Annotated in this window: 19 protein-coding genes and 1 tRNA gene; 8 read left to right on the top strand and 12 right to left on the bottom strand. The window is 54.6% G+C overall.

What is annotated here, in order from left to right; translation table 11 throughout:
* Positions 1–36: 36 nt before the first annotated feature.
* Positions 37–432: a BlaI/MecI/CopY family transcriptional regulator gene (locus tag ACEWZM_RS12805; RefSeq protein WP_414006796.1), complete on the top strand. Its 396-nt coding sequence runs from the start codon at positions 37–39 to the stop codon at positions 430–432.
* Positions 422–1,573, top strand: coding sequence for a M56 family metallopeptidase (locus ACEWZM_RS12800; RefSeq protein WP_414006795.1), 1,152 nt, complete (start codon positions 422–424; stop codon positions 1,571–1,573). Before ACEWZM_RS12805 ends, ACEWZM_RS12800 begins: the two co-directional genes overlap by 11 nt.
* A gap of 127 nt (positions 1,574–1,700) precedes the next feature.
* On the opposite strand, the gene ACEWZM_RS12795 is transcribed toward ACEWZM_RS12800, so the two are convergent.
* From ACEWZM_RS12795 to ACEWZM_RS12775, 5 genes are all read right to left on the bottom strand, one after another.
* Positions 1,701–3,983 carry a methyl-accepting chemotaxis protein gene (locus tag ACEWZM_RS12795; protein WP_414006794.1) on the bottom strand — a complete coding sequence of 761 codons (2,283 nt, stop codon included), beginning with the start codon at positions 3,981–3,983 and terminating at the stop codon, positions 1,701–1,703.
* A gap of 178 nt (positions 3,984–4,161) precedes the next feature.
* Entirely contained in the window at positions 4,162–5,412 is a 1,251-nt protein-coding gene (locus ACEWZM_RS12790; protein WP_414006793.1) for an NAD(P)/FAD-dependent oxidoreductase, read from the bottom strand.
* Between the two features lie 53 nt (positions 5,413–5,465).
* Positions 5,466–6,896, bottom strand: coding sequence for an aldehyde dehydrogenase family protein (locus ACEWZM_RS12785; protein ID WP_414006792.1), 1,431 nt, complete (start codon positions 6,894–6,896; stop codon positions 5,466–5,468).
* A complete protein-coding gene (locus ACEWZM_RS12780; protein ID WP_414006791.1) occupies positions 6,878–7,840 on the bottom strand; it encodes a 4-hydroxyproline epimerase in 963 nt (320 codons plus the stop codon). The genes ACEWZM_RS12785 and ACEWZM_RS12780 overlap by 19 nt, the downstream gene beginning before the upstream one ends.
* Positions 7,831–8,790, bottom strand: coding sequence for a dihydrodipicolinate synthase family protein (locus tag ACEWZM_RS12775; protein ID WP_414006790.1), 960 nt, complete (start codon positions 8,788–8,790; stop codon positions 7,831–7,833). The genes ACEWZM_RS12780 and ACEWZM_RS12775 overlap by 10 nt, the downstream gene beginning before the upstream one ends.
* A gap of 159 nt (positions 8,791–8,949) precedes the next feature.
* Between ACEWZM_RS12775 and ACEWZM_RS12770 the strand changes: the two genes are divergently transcribed.
* Complete coding sequence (locus tag ACEWZM_RS12770) at positions 8,950–9,612, top strand: GntR family transcriptional regulator (protein ID WP_414006789.1); 663 nt, start codon at positions 8,950–8,952, stop codon at positions 9,610–9,612.
* Positions 9,613–9,625: 13 nt separating this feature from the next.
* Here the strand turns inward: ACEWZM_RS12770 and ACEWZM_RS12765 are convergent, their stop codons facing one another.
* The 4 genes from ACEWZM_RS12765 to ACEWZM_RS12750 are packed head-to-tail and all read right to left on the bottom strand — an operon-like array spanning position 9,626 to position 13,673.
* Positions 9,626–11,116 (bottom strand): hypothetical protein, encoded by a 1,491-nt coding sequence (locus tag ACEWZM_RS12765; RefSeq protein ID WP_414006788.1) that lies wholly within the window; start codon positions 11,114–11,116, stop codon positions 9,626–9,628.
* Positions 11,113–12,063: a GNAT family N-acetyltransferase gene (locus ACEWZM_RS12760; protein WP_414006787.1), complete on the bottom strand. Its 951-nt coding sequence runs from the start codon at positions 12,061–12,063 to the stop codon at positions 11,113–11,115. Before ACEWZM_RS12760 ends, ACEWZM_RS12765 begins: the two co-directional genes overlap by 4 nt.
* Positions 12,060–12,989 carry a hypothetical protein gene (locus ACEWZM_RS12755; protein ID WP_414006786.1) on the bottom strand — a complete coding sequence of 310 codons (930 nt, stop codon included), beginning with the start codon at positions 12,987–12,989 and terminating at the stop codon, positions 12,060–12,062. Before ACEWZM_RS12755 ends, ACEWZM_RS12760 begins: the two co-directional genes overlap by 4 nt.
* Positions 12,990–12,992: 3 nt before the next feature.
* On the bottom strand, positions 12,993–13,673 hold the full coding sequence (locus tag ACEWZM_RS12750) for an acetyltransferase (RefSeq protein WP_414006785.1): 681 nt from the start codon (positions 13,671–13,673) through the stop codon (positions 12,993–12,995).
* A gap of 189 nt (positions 13,674–13,862) precedes the next feature.
* Here ACEWZM_RS12750 and ACEWZM_RS12745 point away from each other — a divergent pair, with 189 nt between their 5' ends.
* Together ACEWZM_RS12745 and ACEWZM_RS12740 are read left to right on the top strand one after the other, a co-directional pair.
* Positions 13,863–14,273 (top strand): sugar 3,4-ketoisomerase, encoded by a 411-nt coding sequence (locus tag ACEWZM_RS12745; protein WP_414006784.1) that lies wholly within the window; start codon positions 13,863–13,865, stop codon positions 14,271–14,273.
* Positions 14,273–15,370, top strand: a complete 1,098-nt coding sequence (locus ACEWZM_RS12740; RefSeq protein ID WP_414008033.1) for a DegT/DnrJ/EryC1/StrS family aminotransferase — start codon at positions 14,273–14,275, stop codon at positions 15,368–15,370. Before ACEWZM_RS12745 ends, ACEWZM_RS12740 begins: the two co-directional genes overlap by 1 nt.
* A 27-nt stretch (positions 15,371–15,397) precedes the next feature.
* Here ACEWZM_RS12740 and ACEWZM_RS12735 read toward each other — a convergent pair whose 3' ends face one another.
* The 3 genes from ACEWZM_RS12735 to ACEWZM_RS12725 all read right to left on the bottom strand — a co-directional run bounded on the left by ACEWZM_RS12735 (position 15,398) and on the right by ACEWZM_RS12725 (position 16,316).
* On the bottom strand, positions 15,398–15,625 hold the full coding sequence (locus ACEWZM_RS12735; RefSeq protein WP_414006783.1) for a hypothetical protein: 228 nt from the start codon (positions 15,623–15,625) through the stop codon (positions 15,398–15,400).
* A 190-nt stretch (positions 15,626–15,815) separates the two neighbouring features.
* Complete coding sequence (locus ACEWZM_RS12730; RefSeq protein WP_414006782.1) at positions 15,816–16,100, bottom strand: Rossmann-fold NAD(P)-binding domain-containing protein; 285 nt, start codon at positions 16,098–16,100, stop codon at positions 15,816–15,818.
* 126 nt (positions 16,101–16,226) lie between these two features.
* Positions 16,227–16,316, bottom strand: a tRNA-Ser gene (locus tag ACEWZM_RS12725).
* Positions 16,317–16,730: 414 nt separating this feature from the next.
* On the opposite strand from ACEWZM_RS12725, the gene ACEWZM_RS12720 reads away from it, so the two are divergent.
* From ACEWZM_RS12720 to ACEWZM_RS12710, 3 genes are all read left to right on the top strand, one after another.
* Complete coding sequence (locus tag ACEWZM_RS12720) at positions 16,731–17,207, top strand: serine hydrolase (protein ID WP_414006781.1); 477 nt, start codon at positions 16,731–16,733, stop codon at positions 17,205–17,207.
* 150 nt (positions 17,208–17,357) lie between these two features.
* Positions 17,358–17,891: a hypothetical protein gene (locus tag ACEWZM_RS12715; RefSeq protein WP_414006780.1), complete on the top strand. Its 534-nt coding sequence runs from the start codon at positions 17,358–17,360 to the stop codon at positions 17,889–17,891.
* On the top strand, positions 17,891–18,115 hold the full coding sequence (locus ACEWZM_RS12710; protein ID WP_414006779.1) for a helix-turn-helix domain-containing protein: 225 nt from the start codon (positions 17,891–17,893) through the stop codon (positions 18,113–18,115). Before ACEWZM_RS12715 ends, ACEWZM_RS12710 begins: the two co-directional genes overlap by 1 nt.
* The last annotated feature ends 126 nt before the right edge of the window (positions 18,116–18,241 follow it).

Here is an 18,241-nt window from a genome sequence, read left to right as displayed (position 1 = left end):
GCATGAACAAAGCCCAAAAGAACCGGACACTAAGTGATGCGAAAGAAACAGGACAACCCGCTTTTGACCGAGGTTGAACTCGAGTTCATGACAGTTGTGTGGGAAACGGGCGGCGGCACGGTGCGTGATATTCTGGCCGAATTGAACAAACGCCAGGAACGTGCCTATACCTCAGTTGCGACCGTGTTGAAAATTATGGAACAAAAAGGGTTTCTGACCAGCGAACGGGCTGACAGGTCCTTGGTTTACCGCACTGCGGTACCCAAGGCAGATTATCAGAAAACCACTCTCAAGAACCTTTCGAGCAAGCTCTTCAATGGCGCACCAGCAGCTTTGGTAGCCCGCCTGGTGGACGACGAGGATATCACCGACGAGATGCTCGTGGAGATACGGGCCTTGCTGAACGAAAGGTTGGGGGACGATGAACGCTGAGAGTTTTCTGAACGCCTATATAGACCTGAATTTACTTCTGTTTGCTGGCACCGCTCTTTGGTTGGCCTTACGTGCCGTGCTGACGCGCAGTCGATTGGGGCCAGCGTTTCGCCCGCAGCTGAAGCTGCTGAACAGCATGACACTTTTGTTGACCTTATCCCCTGTACTAGCAGTGGCTCTGACCACCTATGTTGTCTCGCACCCCCCGACCCTGTCGGACATGCTGGTTGCGCAGTATCTTCAGGGTAACGTCAATATGAGCGCCACCCGGCTTGAGAGCATTCTTGGGCTGCGCGAAGATCTTGTTCAGGCATTGATGGCCCAAACCAGCCTCTGGTCACAGCTTGCGGTCACCGTTTTGATCCTGGGGGCAATTCTCTCGATCATGCAAAGCTCAATGGCGGCATTTCGGCTGCGCGCAGGGCTTCGGCAGGCCTATATCTGGAAGCATCTGGGCCGTGTACAGATCCGTATTAGTGACAAGAGCACCGTCGCCTTCTCTACACGCGGCCTGTTCACCCGATATATAGTGCTTCCATCGGCTCTGGTTACAAACCCATCGGATTTGCGTCTGAGCGTTGCGCATGAATTGCAACATTTCCGTCAGAGCGATGTGGAATGTGAGTTTCTGTTAGAAGCGTTGCGTCCGTTTTTGTTCTGGAATCCGGCCTACCATCTATGGCGTCGCGAAGTGCGAATGTTGCGTGAGTTTGCCTGTGACCAAGCACTCATGACCCATGGCAGACGAGACATTCGCGCCTATTGCGAATGCCTGATCCGAGCATGTGCCCTGGCGACACAGGATCCGATCCGGTTTGTACAACCTAGCCCTTCCGTGGCGCTGGTCGATCGTCGCGAACTACGCAGAGGTGCTACGTTGGCACGACGGATCGATGTCGTGACTACGACGCAGCCGCAGGGCACACATCTGTTCGGCTGGATGTTGGTGTCTGGCATGCTGGTTACAGGTGTTTTTTCCACCGCATTGTTAATGCAGCGCCCGGGTGATTGGAGTCACGATCGCATCATGCTGTCGACCATCGTCAATCTTGAACGAATGGCGCATCGTAATTCAGTGCCAGATGTGAACCAGACCGCAGTCACAGCATTGCAGGGTGGGTTCATGACTCTAAGCCAGTAACAGCTCAGGGTTTGATCAGCACAACTGCTTAACAAGCACATGATTTCGTAGCAGACACCGGCCATCCCAACAACGAAGCACGCTCTGAATATCAGCCCGTGCTTCGCTATTTCATTAGCGGGATTGCTTAGCCATAAGTCGCTTTCCCGTTGGCGACATCATCAGCTGCGCTCCAGTCGTCCGTGTTTGCGGCAGTAACTCCGCCCCCAAGCTGAAAACGAGAGACCACACCCGTCAAGGCCTGCGCCTCATGCTGAAGCAGCTGGCTAGCGGCAGAGGCTTCTTCAGACATGGCGGCATTCTGTTGCGTAGTCCCGTCCAGACGGCCCATGGCATTGTTGATGTTCTCCAACCCTTTGGACTGCTTTTGAACCCCGTCTGCAATTTCGGTGACAAGACCGGATACATTGGAGACTTTTTCGATGATCCCACTGAGAGCATCTCCCGCGCGGCCAACCATCGCCACCCCGTTTGCTACATGTTCCTCACTCGCTGTGGTCAATCCCTTGATCTGACCCGCGGCTTTCGACGCGCGCATGGCAAGCGCCCGCACTTCAGAGGCTACAACGGCAAATCCTGCACCAGCTTCACCAGCTCGGGCTGCCTCAACACCGGCATTCAAGGCAAGCAGATTGGTCTGGAACGCGATGTCGTCGATCATGTTGATAATCTGCGAAATCTGTTCGGATGCATCCTGGATCTGATCCATAGCCTGCACCGCCGATGTAACAATGTGATTGCTGTGCTCTGCATCATCCCGCGTGCCGCGCATGGTATCATCGACCTGCCCGGCCCGATCGGCGGTATCGCGAATACTGTTGGTCAAATCCTGCAAGGCAGATGCTGTTTCTTCCAGAGTGCCGGCCTGGCTTTCTGTACGATGCGCCATCTCTTCCGCAGACCCGCGTTGCTCTTCTGAGAATTTATCAACGTTATGAGCCGCATCAACCACTTCAGAAAGCGAATCTCTCAGGTTGACCAAACTACGATTAAAGTTCTCACGCAGAGTTTCGTAGTGCTCAGCAAAAGGGGCTTGAATATCGCAGGCCAGATTTCCGCGTTGCAACTCAGCCAAAGCGCCACTCATCTCTTCGACAACGGCAGCTGTCTGTTTAGCGGATTTTTCCTCGCGCTCGGCAGCCGCATCCGCAATCAGCAATTTGTCCCGGAACGTATCCAGACTGCGAGCCAAATCCCCCAACTCGTCGCCCCGGTTGCGACCACTAATCTCGGTCGCGTAGTCCTCTTCTGCAAGAGCGTTGGTCGCCTTACGTAGCGCCAGGATTGGGCGCGTGACATGCCGCGCCGCCACGAATGAAACAACGATAGCGATCAGCACAGAAACACCAATCATCAACATTGCGGCTAGCCGGATTTCACTGACTTCGGCAAAGGCTGTGCGTTCATCGGTTTGCAGCACAAGCGACCAATCGAACCCATCTATTGCCAGAGGCTGCACCAATGCGACCACCTGCTCGCCGGATATTGATGTCGTATCTTCGAACAAGCCTGCCTCGCCTGCCGTTGCTGCTGCTATTTCGGCGCTATCCGGAAGTGTGTCACCTGTGGCGAACTGCCCCTCAATCACGGATGGACTGCGCGCTGCGCCATCTCGGCCGACCAGGAAGATGTTCTGATGCCCATCGACGTCCATGTTGGAGGTCAGTGCCGTCACAACCGAACCGCTGGAAATCTGCACGGCCATAACGCCGATGACTTCTTTTTTCTTGTTGAAAACTGGAACGCCCAAAAAAGCTCCAGCTGCCCCGCCACCCGGCTCATAGGCGGCGAAATCCGCTGTGACGACCTGACCGGCCTCGGCCTTGAGTGCTGCACTAAAAACTTGACCCAGGCCACTTTCTGCATTTGGGCCCGATCCAAACTGCTGAATATAGTCTTCACGTTTTTTGACGGAGTAGAGCAACTGGCCTGCAGCATTCAGGAGGTATAGGTCTTCGTACCCATTGACCTCCAACGACTGCAAAAAGGTTGGGTGATAGGTTGCATGGGATTGACTATAGTAAGATCCATCTCCGGGGTCCGCGAGGAGATGACGCTCGTTTGTCGCGTTGGGGTTTTCTTCCATGTAGTGACGCCGCAGAAAGCCAACCGGCTCTTCTTCGATCATCTTATAAACACGGTCAAAGTTGTTAATGGCGCGAAATACCGTTGGCTGAGACGCGTTGATCGATAGGTCCCGGCGTGCGGCTTCGATCATATAGGTTAGCGCCTGTTCACCGGAGCGAGCGGTGGTTTCCTTGGAGGCATAAACGAAATCGCGAATGCTCTTTTCCGCCATTGAATAGACGAGGAATGAAACCGTAACCAGAAACGTTGCAGTCAGAGCCACCATGATGAGAGGCAGCTTTAGCTTGAGCGATAGTTTCGGGGCCTTGGGCATTGCACGCATGTCTCCTGATTTTTAGTACTGATTCTGTCGCTAAGTGACGGAACGCCTTTGAGGTAACCACGCAATTCCTTCGAATTCGTTCACGGTTGTTTTGCGGATCACTCAAGGGTGTGAGCAACGGTTCGCCCCAATTAGACAACCGGCGGATTTATCTACTTTTTACGTAGCAGGCACAGCATCAAAAACGATCAGCCCCAAATGGGACCAAATCAATAGAGGGGCTCCTCCCCTGAACCAGATCCGTAACCAGTTCAGCAGTCGCCGCCGATTGGGTTAATCCGACATGGCCGTGGCCGAAAGCATAGGTAATCCGCGGGTCGCGCTTGGCTGGTCCGATCACCGGCAGACTATCGGGCAGAGATGGACGGAAACCCATCCACTGCGTACCACCAGTCGTGTCCAGTTCAGGCATGAACCGCGAAGCCTTGGACAAGAGCGTATCAGCACGTTTGAAATTTGGCGGCAGCTTCAGGCCGCCGAGTTCAACCGCCCCGCCGACCCGTACACCACCACGAATACGGCTTACCACAAACCCATGCCCACTAAACGTGATATGGGTGCGCAGATCAAAAGAGCCTGCTGGCAATGTGGTATTATATCCCCGCTCGGTTTCCAGTGGTAACTTCTCGCCCAAACGATTGGCCAGATGGTGGGACCATGCACCAGCTGCTACGACCACTTGGTCAGCGGTGATACTCTCGCCATTGGTGGCAAGCGTCACGACGTTATCAGTAGATTCCAAATGAAGCACCTCAGTGCGCCGCAACTGGCCGCCACGCGCCATGAAAGCTTGAAAAAGATGCTCAACCCAAGCTTTGGGATCACAGGTGTTCATCCAGTCCGGAGTGAAACCCGCATGCGTAAAACGGGAACTCAGTCCTGGCTGGATCTCGGCAATTTCGGCTGGGCTGTGTAGCAGGGAAAACCGGATATCATGATCACGGCGCAGCTGCCATCCACGCTGGCTGGCGGCAAACTCAGCCTCGGATTCATAAAGTTGCAGAGCCCCTTCGCGCTGGATCATCGCTTCACCTTTGGTGTCAGAGATCTGGCGTTCTGCTGCGGCCTGAGCCAAATTCATTAAGGACGCCTGCGCCCTGACTACCGCCTGATAGCGATCTCGCCAACTCGCGCGCCAAAATCGGATCAGCCAAGGCGTCAACTGTAGCGCATAAGCAGGCGGTACTGAGAGCGGTCCTAGAGGATCCAAAAGCCAGGCCGGAGCTTTTTTCATGATGCCGGGCGTGGCGAGCGGTTCAAGATCGGTGAAGGCAAAGGCCCCGGCGTTGCCCGCTGAGGTTTCTTCTGCGACACCCTTGCGATCAAGCAAGATAACCTGACCGCCTTCGGACGCCAGCTCGCTCTGTAAACGCAACGCGGTGCTGACACCTACAACGCCCGCACCGATCACCAAAACTGTCTTTGCCATATGCCCTGCCTTCATAGAAGTGGCGGAGCCTAAACCCCGCCACCTGACCGCCTTTACGCTAGAGTGTAGGCGGTTTTGACTTTTGTATAAAACTCTTTCGCATGGCTGCCCTGCTCGCGCGCACCGAAGCTGGAGCCCTTGGTGCCGCCAAACGGAACGTGATAATCAACCCCTGCCGTTGGCAAGTTCACCATGGCCATACCAGCCTCGACATTGGCCTTGAAATGCGTGGCGTATTTCAGTGACCCGGTGCAGATCCCGGCACTAAGACCAAAGGGCGTATCGTTGGCCACCATCAGCGCCTCATCGTAGCCTTCAACACGGATGACCGACGCCAGAGGGCCGAATACCTCTTCTTGGTTGATCCGCATATCATTTGATGTCTCGGTCACAAGCGCAGGCGCGAGATAGAAACCATTGGTCGTACGTTGTAGCGTTTGACCTCCCAGAAGCCGCCCGCCTTCCATAGCTGCAACATCCAGATAATAGAGATCCTTTTCCAGCTGACGCTCATCAACAACTGGCCCAATCTGGGTGCTGTCGTCTAGCGCATTGCCAACCTGAAGACTGGTCATGCGTTCGCCAAGCGCGGCAACAAACCGATCGTGGATCCCTTCTGTCACAATCAGCCGTGAGGAGGCGGTACAACGTTGACCGGTAGAATAGAACGCACCATTCAGGCTGGCCTCAACGGCTGTATCCAGATCAGCATCATCCAGCACCACCATCGGGTTCTTACCGCCCATCTCTAGCTGCAATTTCTTACGTTGCGTGCCACATGCAGCCGCGATCGCACCCCCCGTTTCAACCGATCCGGTGAAAGAGATCGCATCGACATCACGACTGTTTACGAGGCTCTGACCAACCGTGCGGCCGATGCCAAAGACCACATTGAATACCCCAGCCGGCAAACCCGAGCGATCAATAATCTCAGCCAGTGCGTGGGCACAGCCGGGCGTCAGCTCAGCAGGTTTCAAAACAACGGCATTGCCGTAAGCCAGCGCCGGGGCGACTTTCCAGGCGGGGATAGCGATAGGAAAGTTCCAGGGCGTGATCAGGCCAACAACCCCAACCGGCGATCGAGTGACCTCAACACCGACGCCCGGGCGTACAGAGCCAAGGGTTTCTCCCGCTTGGCGCAGGGTCTCACCGGCAAAGAACTTGAAAATCTGCCCCGCGCGCGCGGCCTCTCCGATGCCTTCTGGAAGTGTCTTGCCCTCTTCGCGAGACAACAGGTGACCGAGTTCGGCCTTGCGGGCCAGAATCTCAGTTCCGATGGCATCCAACACGTCAAATCGCTGTTGTGGTGTGCTGGCCGCCCATCCAGGTGCCGCGTCGCGCGCGGCTGCTATTGCACGGTCCATATCTTTGACCGGGCTATCTGCCGCATATCCCAGAATATCCTGAGTATCGGAAGGGTTGATATTGGCGCTCGCGGCGGCGGTGTCTGACCAGCCGCCTGCAATCAGGTTACGATATTCCATTGCTGTACCTCTTGGGTAGTGATCCCGGCCCGATAAGGGTCTGCGTGATCAAAGTTCAAAACAGTTTCTCCGGTTACAAATGCTGAACCGGTAATGGTTGCGATCACGCCACCAGTTGGGCCAGGACGGTAGTGCAGCGCATAGGTACTTCCGATCACGCTTTCCTGTATCCAAGTCACGCCGGGAGCCAGATCGCCCGCCGCTGCTAGGCAGGCCAGTTTAGCCGCCGACCCTGTTCCACAAGGAGACCGGTCGTACGCGATCCCCGGACAGAGCACAAAGTTACGTGCATTTCCTGTCCGGCTCATTGGGGCCCCAACAAACTCCACATGATCGATCAAAGCGCCATCGCGACCTGTAATCTTTGCCGCGACCAAGGCGCGACGCACGGCCACGGCGCTACTGGTTAGCACATCAACATTGGCCAATGTCAGCGGTGCCGGTGCATCCGAGGTGAGGAAAAACCAGTTCCCCCCCCATGCAATATCGCCAATAATCTGGCCCAGCTCTGGCACATCCACCGAGACATTGGTGCGATAGCGTTCGCTCTCGACATTCTCGACCGCCGCTTGGTTTGGCGTTTGCAGGTGAACCCCGACGACACCAACAGGTGTTTCGAAACGATGCTCTCCGAGATCAAGACGACCCAAATGGTTGAGACTGACAGCGGTGCCGATGGTCGCATGTCCACACATACCCAGCGGCCCAACCGGATTGAAGTAAATCACACCGGCAGCGCAGGTCGGATCCGTTGGAGGCACAAGTAGCGCGCCGACCATAGCATCATGGCCACGCGGCTCAGACAGTACAGAGGCGCAAAAATCTTGATGCTCACGGGACAGGCGTTCCGCCCGTTCTGCCAGAGATCCGTTGCCGAGATCCGGCCCGCCTGACAGGATCAGGCGGGTCGGCTCACCGCCGGTATGACTGTCGATTACTCGCATAGCGCCGCGACATCCGGCTGTTTGCTCCAATCAGCATACCAGCTGCGGAACAGCTCATATTGTGCTTCAACGTAAGCCTGCTGACTGGCACTAAGCCTATCACTTTCATTGAAGTGCAGGCTGTACTCACTGTCCCCGTTCAATACCATCAGATGTTTGTAGTAGAGAACGAGATCCGCGCCTTCGTCAAAGGAGGACAGGACTGCCAAGGCGGCTTCCAACTCCTGAGCCTGACGGCGTGCTGTCGCGTTACCCTTTGCGGCCAGTTGACAGAGCGAGACAAGGTGCAGCACCTGACTTGGCAGCGCGTTTCCGATGCCGGTGATTGCACCACCTGCCCCACAATTCACGTAACCGTGGAACACTGTGGTATCGACGCCAATCATAAGAGTAACGCTGCTATCCTGCGAGGTAATGTTCTCTGCTGCGTAGCGCAGGTCATCCGCGCCGCCGAATTCTTTGAATCCGATCAAATTGGAATGATCGCGCCGCAGATCGAAAAACAGATCCGCGCGCGTGGCAAACCCGTAGTACGGGCTGTTGTAGATCACTGCAGGCAACGTCGGAGCGGCAGACAGGACGGCGGCAAAATGATCGCGTTGCGCGGCTACCGAGCTGCCGCGAGACAATACGCGTGGAATCACCATCAAACCAGCAGCGCCGATCTCTGCCGCGTGGGCTGCATGCGCTGCAGCTTGCGTTGTGTTCACTGCACCAGTGCCAACAATGGTCGGCACACCAGCCGCGACCAAACGCGCGACACCTTCCATCCGCTCAGCGTCGCTGATCAACGGCCAGTCTCCCATTGACCCACAATAGACGACCGCTGACATACCCTTTGAGATCAGCTCTTGCCCCTTCTTCACCAGCGCATCGAAATCCGGACGGCGATCTGCCGTGCAGGGTGTCATCAGAGCTGGAATACAGCCGGAAAATACGGGGTGTGTCATCGTTGGGTCCTCTTCAATGGGTCTAAATCCGAGCTCAAGGGAGACTCGGTATCTCTGTATATTGCATAACACATATTGGATCCAATATTCAATATAAGAACTATCCAGTCTTTCCCAACGCCCGTGAACGGGGATATAAGATAGAGAAGGAGCGCAAAAATGAAGTTGAAATCTGTTGATATATCTAAGACCGCCTCGGCCTCGGCGATCGTCTTTGACGCGTTGCGAAAGGCGATCATTGAAGGAGACCTGAAAGAAGGCGAGCCGTTACGGCAGGATGAAATCGCGCAGATGTTCAATACAAGCCGAATCCCGGTACGTGAGGCGATTTCACGCCTAGAAGAGCAGGGTCTGGTCAAAACCCAACGCTACAAGGGGGCTGTTGTATCGAGCTTATCTGCGCAGGAAGCCCAGGAAATCTTTGATTTCCGTGCGGTTCTGGAACCAGAGGTAATCCGTCGCGCGGTGCCGCGCATGTCACCAGCTGCTCTTTCGAAGGCCAAAGATTGTCTGGAGGCGTTTTCGCAGTCGGAAGACCCGATGACCTGGGGTGATTTGAACCGCGATTTTCATTCGACCCTCTACCGCGAGAGCGGGCTGCACTACCATATGGATGTGATCGACAATGCGATGGATCGCGTCGACAGCTACCTGCGTGCGCAGCTGGTTCTATCCGACGGCAATGAACGCGCCAACAGTGAACATCTGGCCATCTGGAACGCCTGTGTGTCTGGTGATGCAGATCTGGCGGCCTCGTTGACGCGCGACCATATTACCGGGGCCTGCGAAACCCTGCTTCTGACACTGAAGGAACTGGGATGAGGTCAAGAGCGACCTACCCCAGCAATACTCTCTTCTTCAACTGAGACTTGACCGCAGCGCTGACTGGCAAAGCACCGAAGTCATAGCGCAGTCGAAGCCGCCTCATAAGACTCAATCCCCGCCAGATCCGTTTTGGCACATGCATCTTACCGGCTGCTACCCATCGTTCAGCATTGTAGTCTGAACTGCGATTACCCAAACGCATCAGGCTATTCGGTGGAGGTAAAATATCACCTTCGGCGGCGCTGCGCACCCTCTCCGCCACAGCCTCAACCGACAACAGCGACACTATATCTTGTCTGACTGTGGCGATGTCATAAAGGTAATCGGCGCCATTCAGAAATGCGGCAAGATCCTGCACCATGCTTGTCATATCGGGCTGGCGAAGCACGTCGGTTGGGCTGACACCGGGTGCCGCCCCCTGATTGAGGGCAAAGGCCGGCAGTCCAGCCATAACCGCCTCGGGAAAGACACTGCCACCGTCAAGTGGAAAGCTGTCTACGTAACAAGACGAGGTGGCAAATGCCGCCCTCAATCTTTCGGCAGGTTGCACACCACACAACCGTACGCGACCTGGGTATTTTGTCAGGATCGGTTCCCACCACGGATCTTTTTCGCTAGGTCCAATCAGCATCACATCATTGGAAACCAATGGCAAAATCCGATCGAGAAAATCGGGAAAACTCAAATCTCCAATCGGCGCAAATTTTCCAGGCCCACCGATAGACAGGATCGGCCCTGAGCGATTGTCAGTGGTCGTCGGCATCTGGTGGTCAGATCGTACTGCCGGGATACCCATGAATTGCTGGGCATGTGCAGTTCGGCGATTTTCGGTTGTCCGCCAGCCAGTTGCGCAAATCTCAAGAACGACATCGGCCGCCCCTGGCCCGAAGGAAAAGACGTGATCGGCGTGGTTCACGAACAATACCCGCCGTCCCGCAGCCCGCAGGCACCGCGCAGCCAGCGCCGCGCCGATATCATCCGGATGATTATGCATCAGCACTACTTCGGCCCGCGCTGCTTCTTGGCACAATCTGCGAGCGATGCGCTCTGGCGAGCCGTTCAACTCCCCAACAGCATCAAGCGCTTTGGGCAGTTTACCGATAGCCTCACGCGATGATCGCTGTGTCAGCAGCAGCGTTTGTTGCGATACATTTCCCTTTGCGCCCTCAACCAGGGTCCGTAGGAGCCGGGTGTGCCCGCCCGCCGGATAGATGCGAGTTGCGATATGGCACCAATGCCCAGGTTCCGCCAACGGAAGCTGCTCCGCGCCCTCAGGCATCAGTTTTTCTTGCCAGCGGTCAAATAACGCCTGCTCAAAAGCGTCATCGCCAAAGAAGCCTGAAATATTGTCCCAATGTAAGCGTCCATAAAGGCGGCCAAAAATCAGGGCATCACAAAAGCGGCGGGCCCCGAGCGCTTGCTCTCGCAAAGTCGAAGACAGCACGTCAAGATCATGCTTTTGCGTGTCTTTGTCTGTCGTCTGATCCGGGCTCGCACTCATGCAGTCAAATCCAGCGTGTAGTGTTGGTAGATCGTGGTTCGAGCGCCAAACATTTCCTTTTGCTGTGCCAGACCTTCGTTCAGTGCCATGCCGTGATCTGTCGTTGAAATCCCAAAGTCCAACCACTTGCGATCAGAATAGACCTCTTCAAGCAGGGTTTTAACAATCAGATCCACCCCGCCATGCTGGCGACCTACCGGACTGGAAGCGATGTATTGAACATGCACGGCGGGCCCACAGTCAAAAATCACTAGCGCCGAAATCATCTGATCTTCATCATAGGCACCGAACAGGCGGATCTGATCCGGGAAAAGCACGGCAAGCCGCTGAATTTCGTCTAAGCTATGAACAGGTCTGGCATCATGACGCTCTGCGAGCACAGCAGTTAGCAGTGCCCAACATTCTGGCCAATCATTGCTTTGACGGGCGGTTAGGCCGGCCTTGCGAGCTTTGCGCAGCCCGTCTTTCTTACCGCTACCAAATGGCAGCCTATCGCCGATCAATACTGTCGCTGAGGCATCCACACGCACCAGGGATGCGCCATGGCGAAACAAAGCATACAGGTCCTCTTCGGCAGGTTGGCGGTGATAAATATGCGGGATCGGCTTGTAGTTCAACTCCGTCAGGCCAGCGACCATCGCGTATCGTTTCAGTGAATCGAACACCGACAACATCAGCGCAGCACTCATTTTTGGACCTGTAAGAACCCCGCCATAGGTTAGCCCGCCATGGCTCACTAGGGTCTGCCCAATCTGACTGGCTGGCAACAACGCAACAATGGTATCCTCGCGCAAGACCATGAGCGAATGGTCTGCAAAACGATCAGCGTGGTATTCCATGAAACCACGCCGCAATAGGAACGTGGCATTCTTCGAAGTCGCTACAAACCCATCCCATTGCTGTGCGTCTGCTGCTGTGTAGCGTTTAACTGTTAAATCCGCGCTCATGATGCCGGTTCGAGCCGCGCAACACCGACGCCTGTCTCACCCATGTTATTGCCGTTATAGAACAGATAGCTGCTGCCATCCGATGTATCCAGCCGCGCTGGATAACAGGTCATTTCACTATCCCATGTGCAACTGTCGCCACGGGGAAGTTCTTCATCCGCTGTCCGCTGCCAGACCACACCATCGGGCGAAACCGCGCGAAAGCAGGCATATTGCTTACTGAGCGTGTCGGAAGTTACGCGCATCTCGTAGCTGCCATCCGCGAGCTGGTTCGCCCGTGGGCGGCCAATGCGGTACTCGTCGCCCTCGCAGTCCAGCGTCGGCACTGCTTCGGACATATCAAAGCATAGGCCGTCCGGACTGGTTACAGTCCAACAGTTATACTGAGGAAACACCCGCTCTGCGACGGCCTGCCAGCGCTGGCCGCATGAAATCCAAGCGCGGTATCCCTCATTCGTCTTCTGGATGCTGTGCAATGCATTGATAAACAGCGCCTGCGGCGCGCGATCCAGAACCGGTGTGACCTGCACCCGCTGAAAACTGCCACCATTGTCGTGACTAATAGCAACCCCAGTGAAGGCCAAGAACTTGGCTTTCTGAACCAGCTGAAATCCGACGTAGTACATACGCATTTCTTGCGGACCGATACGGATCACATCGCCAAGAATGACGCCATTGTCATCAAACATACCCGGCGCGCCCAAATCGAGTACTGGTTCCGGAGAAACGCCAAGAACTTCCAGCGGATTGCCGCGTGCCACATCGACCCATCCAATGCGACTAACACCGTGATCATCCCGCATGCCGCCATAGATGCGAATGACATCCTGACTAAGTTCAATCGGAACCGGCGTCATAAAGCTGTGTTTGGCCCAAGGCGAGCTGCCATCGGGACAGAAGACCCGGCCTAGTTTTTCCCAAGCCATCGTTCAGGCCTTTACCTTAAAGTAGCGATAGGCCGAGACCCTTGAAGGTTCAGCATAATGGCCAGAAAGGATTTGCCCCGCATCAGGGAAGCTCTTGTTCACCACTGCGGCCAAAGCCACAAAGCTATCAGCCCCAATAGTGATATTATCGGCAAAGCTGGCGTTCACACCGACAAAGCTGCGCCGCCCAATGGTGCAATATCCCGAGATCACCACATGGCTGGAGATAAAGCAGAAGTCCTCAATGCTGGTCTGGTGGCCCACATGGTTGCCGCTCCACAAGACAACACCCGCTCCGATTTTGACGCCATGCTGCACAACATTGTTTTCAAAAATGAAAACATTGTCACCCAACTCAGCCGTTTGCCAGACAAACGCGCGGCTGCTGATATAGTTGCACAGGCGATAGCCCATCTTCTCGGCCTCACCGACCAAACGTTCGCGCACCTGGTTGAGTTTGGTTGACGTGACCGCGACATGCGCCTCAACCTCGGCTGGGGCAAAATGTTCTGTCGCGCTTTCCAAGGCCACAATGGGAAGACCGAATTTTTCCGTCTCTGTCAGATAGGCTTGTTCGACCGCAAATCCGACAACCTCATAGTCAGAGTCATGGGTAAAATACTCATAGGCGATATCAGCAAATTCACCCGCCCCAATCAGCAGTAGCTTCTTTGATTTTGACATGGTTCAATCTGCTTTCCTACCAGCCTGCCCGTATGAGCAAGTCGTTAATTCGATTGATCGGAACCTACAATATGCTAGACAGCTTCGCCAAGGGACAAAGCCGGATCAAGCACCAGCAGCAATGGGTCCGGCATGGATTGAACCCGCCATAGGGCGCCAGTCCGAACGCCACAATACCGGAGAACGGATGTGCCACTCAATGATTGCCAACTTATTGACCTGCCCAAGATCGAAGATGCTCGCGGCAACCTAACGTTTGTCGAAGGAATGAACCACATACCGTTCGATATCAAACGTGTCTATTACCTCTATGATGTGCCTGGAGGATCTGACCGGGGTGCCCATGCCCACAAGGGCTTGCACCAATTCATGATTGCGATGTCTGGCAGCTTTGACGTAGTCTTGGATGACGGGTTCAATGAAAAACGCTTTCATCTGAACCGATCATATTTCGGCATCTATATATGCCCTATGATGTGGCGCTATCTCGATAATTTTTCGTCTGGAGCCGTCTGTATGGTCATGGCTTCTGCCCCTTACGATGAAGGCGACTATATTCGCGATTATGGTGACTTCCGCCAAGCCGTTGGAGCCAAATGATGCAGGTCCCTTTTCTCGACCTGAAAGCCGCCTACGACGAACTGGCCGAGCTCAGTGAACCAAAGATGCTCGAGAGCCTTCGATCCGGATGGTATATTCTCGGACCGGATGTCGCCCGATTTGAGCGAGATTTTGCCCGCTATTGTGATGTCTCTCATGCCTTTGGCGTCGCGAACGGACTGGATGCCCTGCGGTTAGCGCTTGTAGCGCTGGACATCGGTCCAGGAGACAAGGTTCTTGTACCGTCAAATACATATATCGCCACCTGGCTGGCGGTGTCGCAGTGTGGCGCGATACCGGTTCCGGTCGAACCCGACCTGGCAACGCACAATATCACTGCGACTGGCATCCGCGCAGCCATGGCTCCCGGTGTTAAGGCAGTCATCACGGTGCATCTTTATGGTCAACCTGCCGATATGCCGGCAATCATGACTACAGCCCGTGATCTGGGCCTAAAGGTGATCGAAGACGCCGCACAGGCTCACGGGGCACGCTGGGACGGGCGCCGGATTGGCGGTGCCGGCGATATCGTTTGCTGGAGCTTCTATCCCGGCAAGAACCTGGGCGCTTTGGGTGATGGCGGCGCGGTTACCACCAACTCCGATGCGCTCGCCGAACGTTTGTCGCTGCTGAGAAACTACGGCTCGCGCGAGAAATATCGCAATGAAGTTCCGGGTTTTAACAGCCGCCTCGATCCAGTTCAGGCCTGTTTCCTGTCAATCAAGCTTGCGGTTCTTGATAGCTGGAACGCCAGACGTGCACATATTGCCAGTCGCTATATGTCAGAATTGAGCGGCCTGGGGCTAACACTGCCTCATGTTGCAATGAAAGCCGATCCCGTCTGGCATCTTTTTGTCCTACGCCACCCAAACCGGGATCAGTTGGCCAATGATTTGGCGGAAGTCGGCATTCAAACTTTGGTTCACTACCCGATCCCACCACATGCTCAGGCTGCATATTCTGAGCTGCAGTTGACGGGTGAGGAGCTGCCACTGGCTGCAAAACTTGCCAAAGAGGTGATCAGCCTACCTATCGGCCCTCATCTAAGCCAAGACCAAACCGATCACGTCATCCACACCTTAAAGCGTCTCGCCTGAGTCGAGAAAATCGTAAGGTTAGTATGCTCAGTTGCCAATCGGCAGGAAGTTGTTGTCGAGGTGGTCGACCACCTCAACCGCAGCTGGATTTCCTAACAATTTGGCAAATTTATACTTAAAGCGACCACTGGAGAGGGCAACAGCCTCCGCTGCTACCCATTTGGGATCAAGCATGCTTGATGCATTCTCGTCGATCGTCTGTCTACGCTCCTTAGCGACACCGGACGTCGCAACAATCAGGACCTTACCAATCAATCCCGTCGCCGCGGACCAGGGCAGCGCCCAGCATGCCGAGGCCAGCCTGGATGGCGCAATCAGCTGGCATATTCCCTTGCGGCCTATACTGTGAACTGGAAGTGATCAGCATAAGTTTAAGCGGGCCAGTAACCTGCCGGACAAGTCGCTGGATCATCATCATCAGCGCAAGCAATCCGACGTTTGTCAACTACGCAAGCGTCACATCCTCTAAAGCGGCTATTGGACCGTGCTGCACAAAATCCGCGCAGTAGATTAGGGTTTGAACATCCCCAACCTGTTTCGCCAACCCATCGAGTGCATTAGCCATCTCGAAAGTATCTTCAGAAATCGACAACGAGTGAAACCGCGCCCCTAGGCAACCAGCATCAGTCGGACTGGCTATGGTGACACTATGTCCGTCGCGGACGTAGTGCTGCGCCAATGCCAACCCAACGCCCAAACTCCCATCAACAATCAGAATATTCTTCTTCAAAAAAACACCCCATGCGGCTGCCCGCATTGTAGCGAAATCTGTGAGATTTTTCGCGCCGTAATAGGCCATGGAGATAATGGTATCGACCACGCCAACAACGTATCATCAATAGAAAACATAGTAAGGTGGCGGAGACGAAGGGATTCGAACCCTCGAGACGGTTTCCCGCCTACTCCCTTAGCAGGGGAGCGCCTTCGACCACTCGGCCACATCTCCGCTGACCCGTATATTTGTCAGCGTCCAGAGAGACAAGGCGTTTTTTCGAATTTTCTCACACCACCTGAAAGCCGAGCCCGAACAAGAAATTTCACCGAAATATTGCCTGATTCAAAATGAGGTACATGCACCTATCAAATAGAAATTCTCACCCTCCCGCCTCCCAGCACGAAGCAAATTGCGAGCTAGCGTGCCAAAGGCTACCGCTTTCAGTTCTGGAGATTGTAGACGTCGCCGATGCTCTTATTTGTAGCACGGGCTCCATATGTAATTAGCATGGGCTCTGAATACGCAAGCAGGTGCATTTTGTCCGTCCCGAACGATCCGGACGCCAGTTATCACACCTTGTGGCAAGGGCTGAGAAGCGGGCCAGTCGGTTCGTTTCACCAAAGACTTCCACAAGGATTACAAGACATGTCCCACTTTGACCCAGACGCCCTGAAGAGCGCGCCTGCGCGAGCTCTGTTAGATTTCGCAGAGACCGGCCCAGCACCTGCCGTTTTGATTGAAATCGCCCGTGATGGACTGTCGGTGCGCAATGCCTTTGGTCAGGTGGAACTAAACGGCAGCCAAGCCGCCAGTACTGCCAATCAATTCGAAGTTGGGTCGCAGACCAAGATGATGACCTCCGTCGTCGTACAGCAATTGGTTGGTGAAGGTGCGATAGATTTCGATGCTCCGCTCGCCGATCAATTAGATCTGTCGGGTTTGGAGGGCATCGCCAATATTCACGAGGTCACAGTGCGAGAGCTGCTGGCGAACCGGTCCGGTATCCCGGATTTCGATACGGTGCCCGGCCAAACCGGCAACCCAGCCTTTGTTGAACTGCTCTTGCGTCATCCCGGCCAGCCAGTTGGCACGGACAAGATGCTGTTCATTGACCGCTCCTAGAGTCTTCGTCGCTGACCTACAGATAGCGGCTGCTGCCTCCATAATGCATAGCACCAAAAAATCACCTATTCAGGGTGATTACTTATTGTAAAACAGTAAACAATGATGCAATAGCAGTAATCACGTATCAACAGCTCTACGAGGTTTCACATGGGTGAACGACGTTTGTCTATTCTGTCTTGGTGGCTACATCTATTCGCCACAATCTTCGCCATATTTCTTGTCGTCGGCGTCATCCTGTCTGGCTTCCTTTTCGTCAGCTCTCCGGATTCCATCGACCTAACGGACTTTCAGGTGCCTCCGGAGATCATCGTGATTGGGCCGATGTTCTGGTTAGGCTTTGCGGTGAGCGTCATTCCTACCGGTTTCGCTATCCGAGCGATCCTCCTGCTTCGCAGGTTGTTCCGCTGCTACATGGAACACGAAGTATTGACAGCCAACTGTGCAACGATGATCAAGAAAAGCGGTATGGCTTTGTTGATAATGGAGATATTGAGTCTCGTTCTCCAACCTATTGTTACAGTCTTGATGAGCTGGGAGGCACCTAAGGGAGAGCGTGTGCTTGCATTCGATATAGGAAGTCAGGATCTGAACTTCTTCTTTGTTGCAGGCGTATTGGTTGTTATCGGTTGGGCCATGAGTGAAGCAGCTAGTACTGCTGAGGAAAACAGAGCGTTTGTATAATGGAAGTCGTTGTCAGATTGGATGTCGTAATGGCGCAGCTCAAGGTAACAGGGCGTGACCTTGCTCGGGACATCGGCATTACCGAACAAAATCTGAGCCTTCTCAAATCTGGGCGCGTCAAAGGCATTCGCTTCGAAACACTCGCCAAGCTTTGCGTTGCATTGGATTGCCAGCCCGGTGACCTCCTCGAGGTGATCGATCCGAGCAAATTGAAGCAGCCCTAAGCGCACCAGCACTTGAAGCTAAATCTCCAACAACAGCTCAATGCTGCTTCAGGAAAATACACGGCATCATTGACGCAAGAAGAAACCCGCTGCAACGGCGTTGCAGCGGGCCAGAACTCCAGTCGC

Source organism: Phaeobacter cretensis (assembly GCF_047372505.1).
Taxonomy (GTDB): Bacteria; Pseudomonadota; Alphaproteobacteria; order Rhodobacterales; family Rhodobacteraceae; genus Phaeobacter; species Phaeobacter cretensis.
Note: the sequence above shows the minus strand (reverse complement) of the source record. Positions and strands in the feature narration are given on the sequence as shown.

Excerpts from the sequence above, each read along its gene's own strand:
- ACEWZM_RS12785 (WP_414006792.1), bottom strand. The coding sequence starts at position 6,896 with ATGGAATATCGTAACCTGATTGCAGGCGGCTGGTCAGACACCGCCGCC.
- ACEWZM_RS12755 (WP_414006786.1), bottom strand. The coding sequence starts at position 12,989 with ATGGCTTGGGAAAAACTAGGCCGGGTCTTCTGTCCCGATGGCAGCTCG.
- ACEWZM_RS12715 (WP_414006780.1), top strand. The coding sequence starts at position 17,358 with ATGGGTGAACGACGTTTGTCTATTCTGTCTTGGTGGCTACATCTATTC.
- ACEWZM_RS12800 (WP_414006795.1), top strand. The coding sequence starts at position 422 with ATGAACGCTGAGAGTTTTCTGAACGCCTATATAGACCTGAATTTACTT.
- ACEWZM_RS12795 (WP_414006794.1), bottom strand. The coding sequence starts at position 3,983 with ATGCGTGCAATGCCCAAGGCCCCGAAACTATCGCTCAAGCTAAAGCTG.
- ACEWZM_RS12720 (WP_414006781.1), top strand. The coding sequence starts at position 16,731 with ATGTCCCACTTTGACCCAGACGCCCTGAAGAGCGCGCCTGCGCGAGCT.
- ACEWZM_RS12740 (WP_414008033.1), top strand. The coding sequence starts at position 14,273 with ATGCAGGTCCCTTTTCTCGACCTGAAAGCCGCCTACGACGAACTGGCC.
- ACEWZM_RS12775 (WP_414006790.1), bottom strand. The coding sequence starts at position 8,790 with ATGACACACCCCGTATTTTCCGGCTGTATTCCAGCTCTGATGACACCC.
- ACEWZM_RS12770 (WP_414006789.1), top strand. The coding sequence starts at position 8,950 with ATGAAGTTGAAATCTGTTGATATATCTAAGACCGCCTCGGCCTCGGCG.
- ACEWZM_RS12805 (WP_414006796.1), top strand. The coding sequence starts at position 37 with ATGCGAAAGAAACAGGACAACCCGCTTTTGACCGAGGTTGAACTCGAG.
- ACEWZM_RS12710 (WP_414006779.1), top strand. The coding sequence starts at position 17,891 with ATGGAAGTCGTTGTCAGATTGGATGTCGTAATGGCGCAGCTCAAGGTA.
- ACEWZM_RS12760 (WP_414006787.1), bottom strand. The coding sequence starts at position 12,063 with ATGAGCGCGGATTTAACAGTTAAACGCTACACAGCAGCAGACGCACAG.
- ACEWZM_RS12765 (WP_414006788.1), bottom strand. The coding sequence starts at position 11,116 with ATGAGTGCGAGCCCGGATCAGACGACAGACAAAGACACGCAAAAGCAT.
- ACEWZM_RS12750 (WP_414006785.1), bottom strand. The coding sequence starts at position 13,673 with ATGTCAAAATCAAAGAAGCTACTGCTGATTGGGGCGGGTGAATTTGCT.
- ACEWZM_RS12780 (WP_414006791.1), bottom strand. The coding sequence starts at position 7,840 with ATGCGAGTAATCGACAGTCATACCGGCGGTGAGCCGACCCGCCTGATC.
- ACEWZM_RS12790 (WP_414006793.1), bottom strand. The coding sequence starts at position 5,412 with ATGGCAAAGACAGTTTTGGTGATCGGTGCGGGCGTTGTAGGTGTCAGC.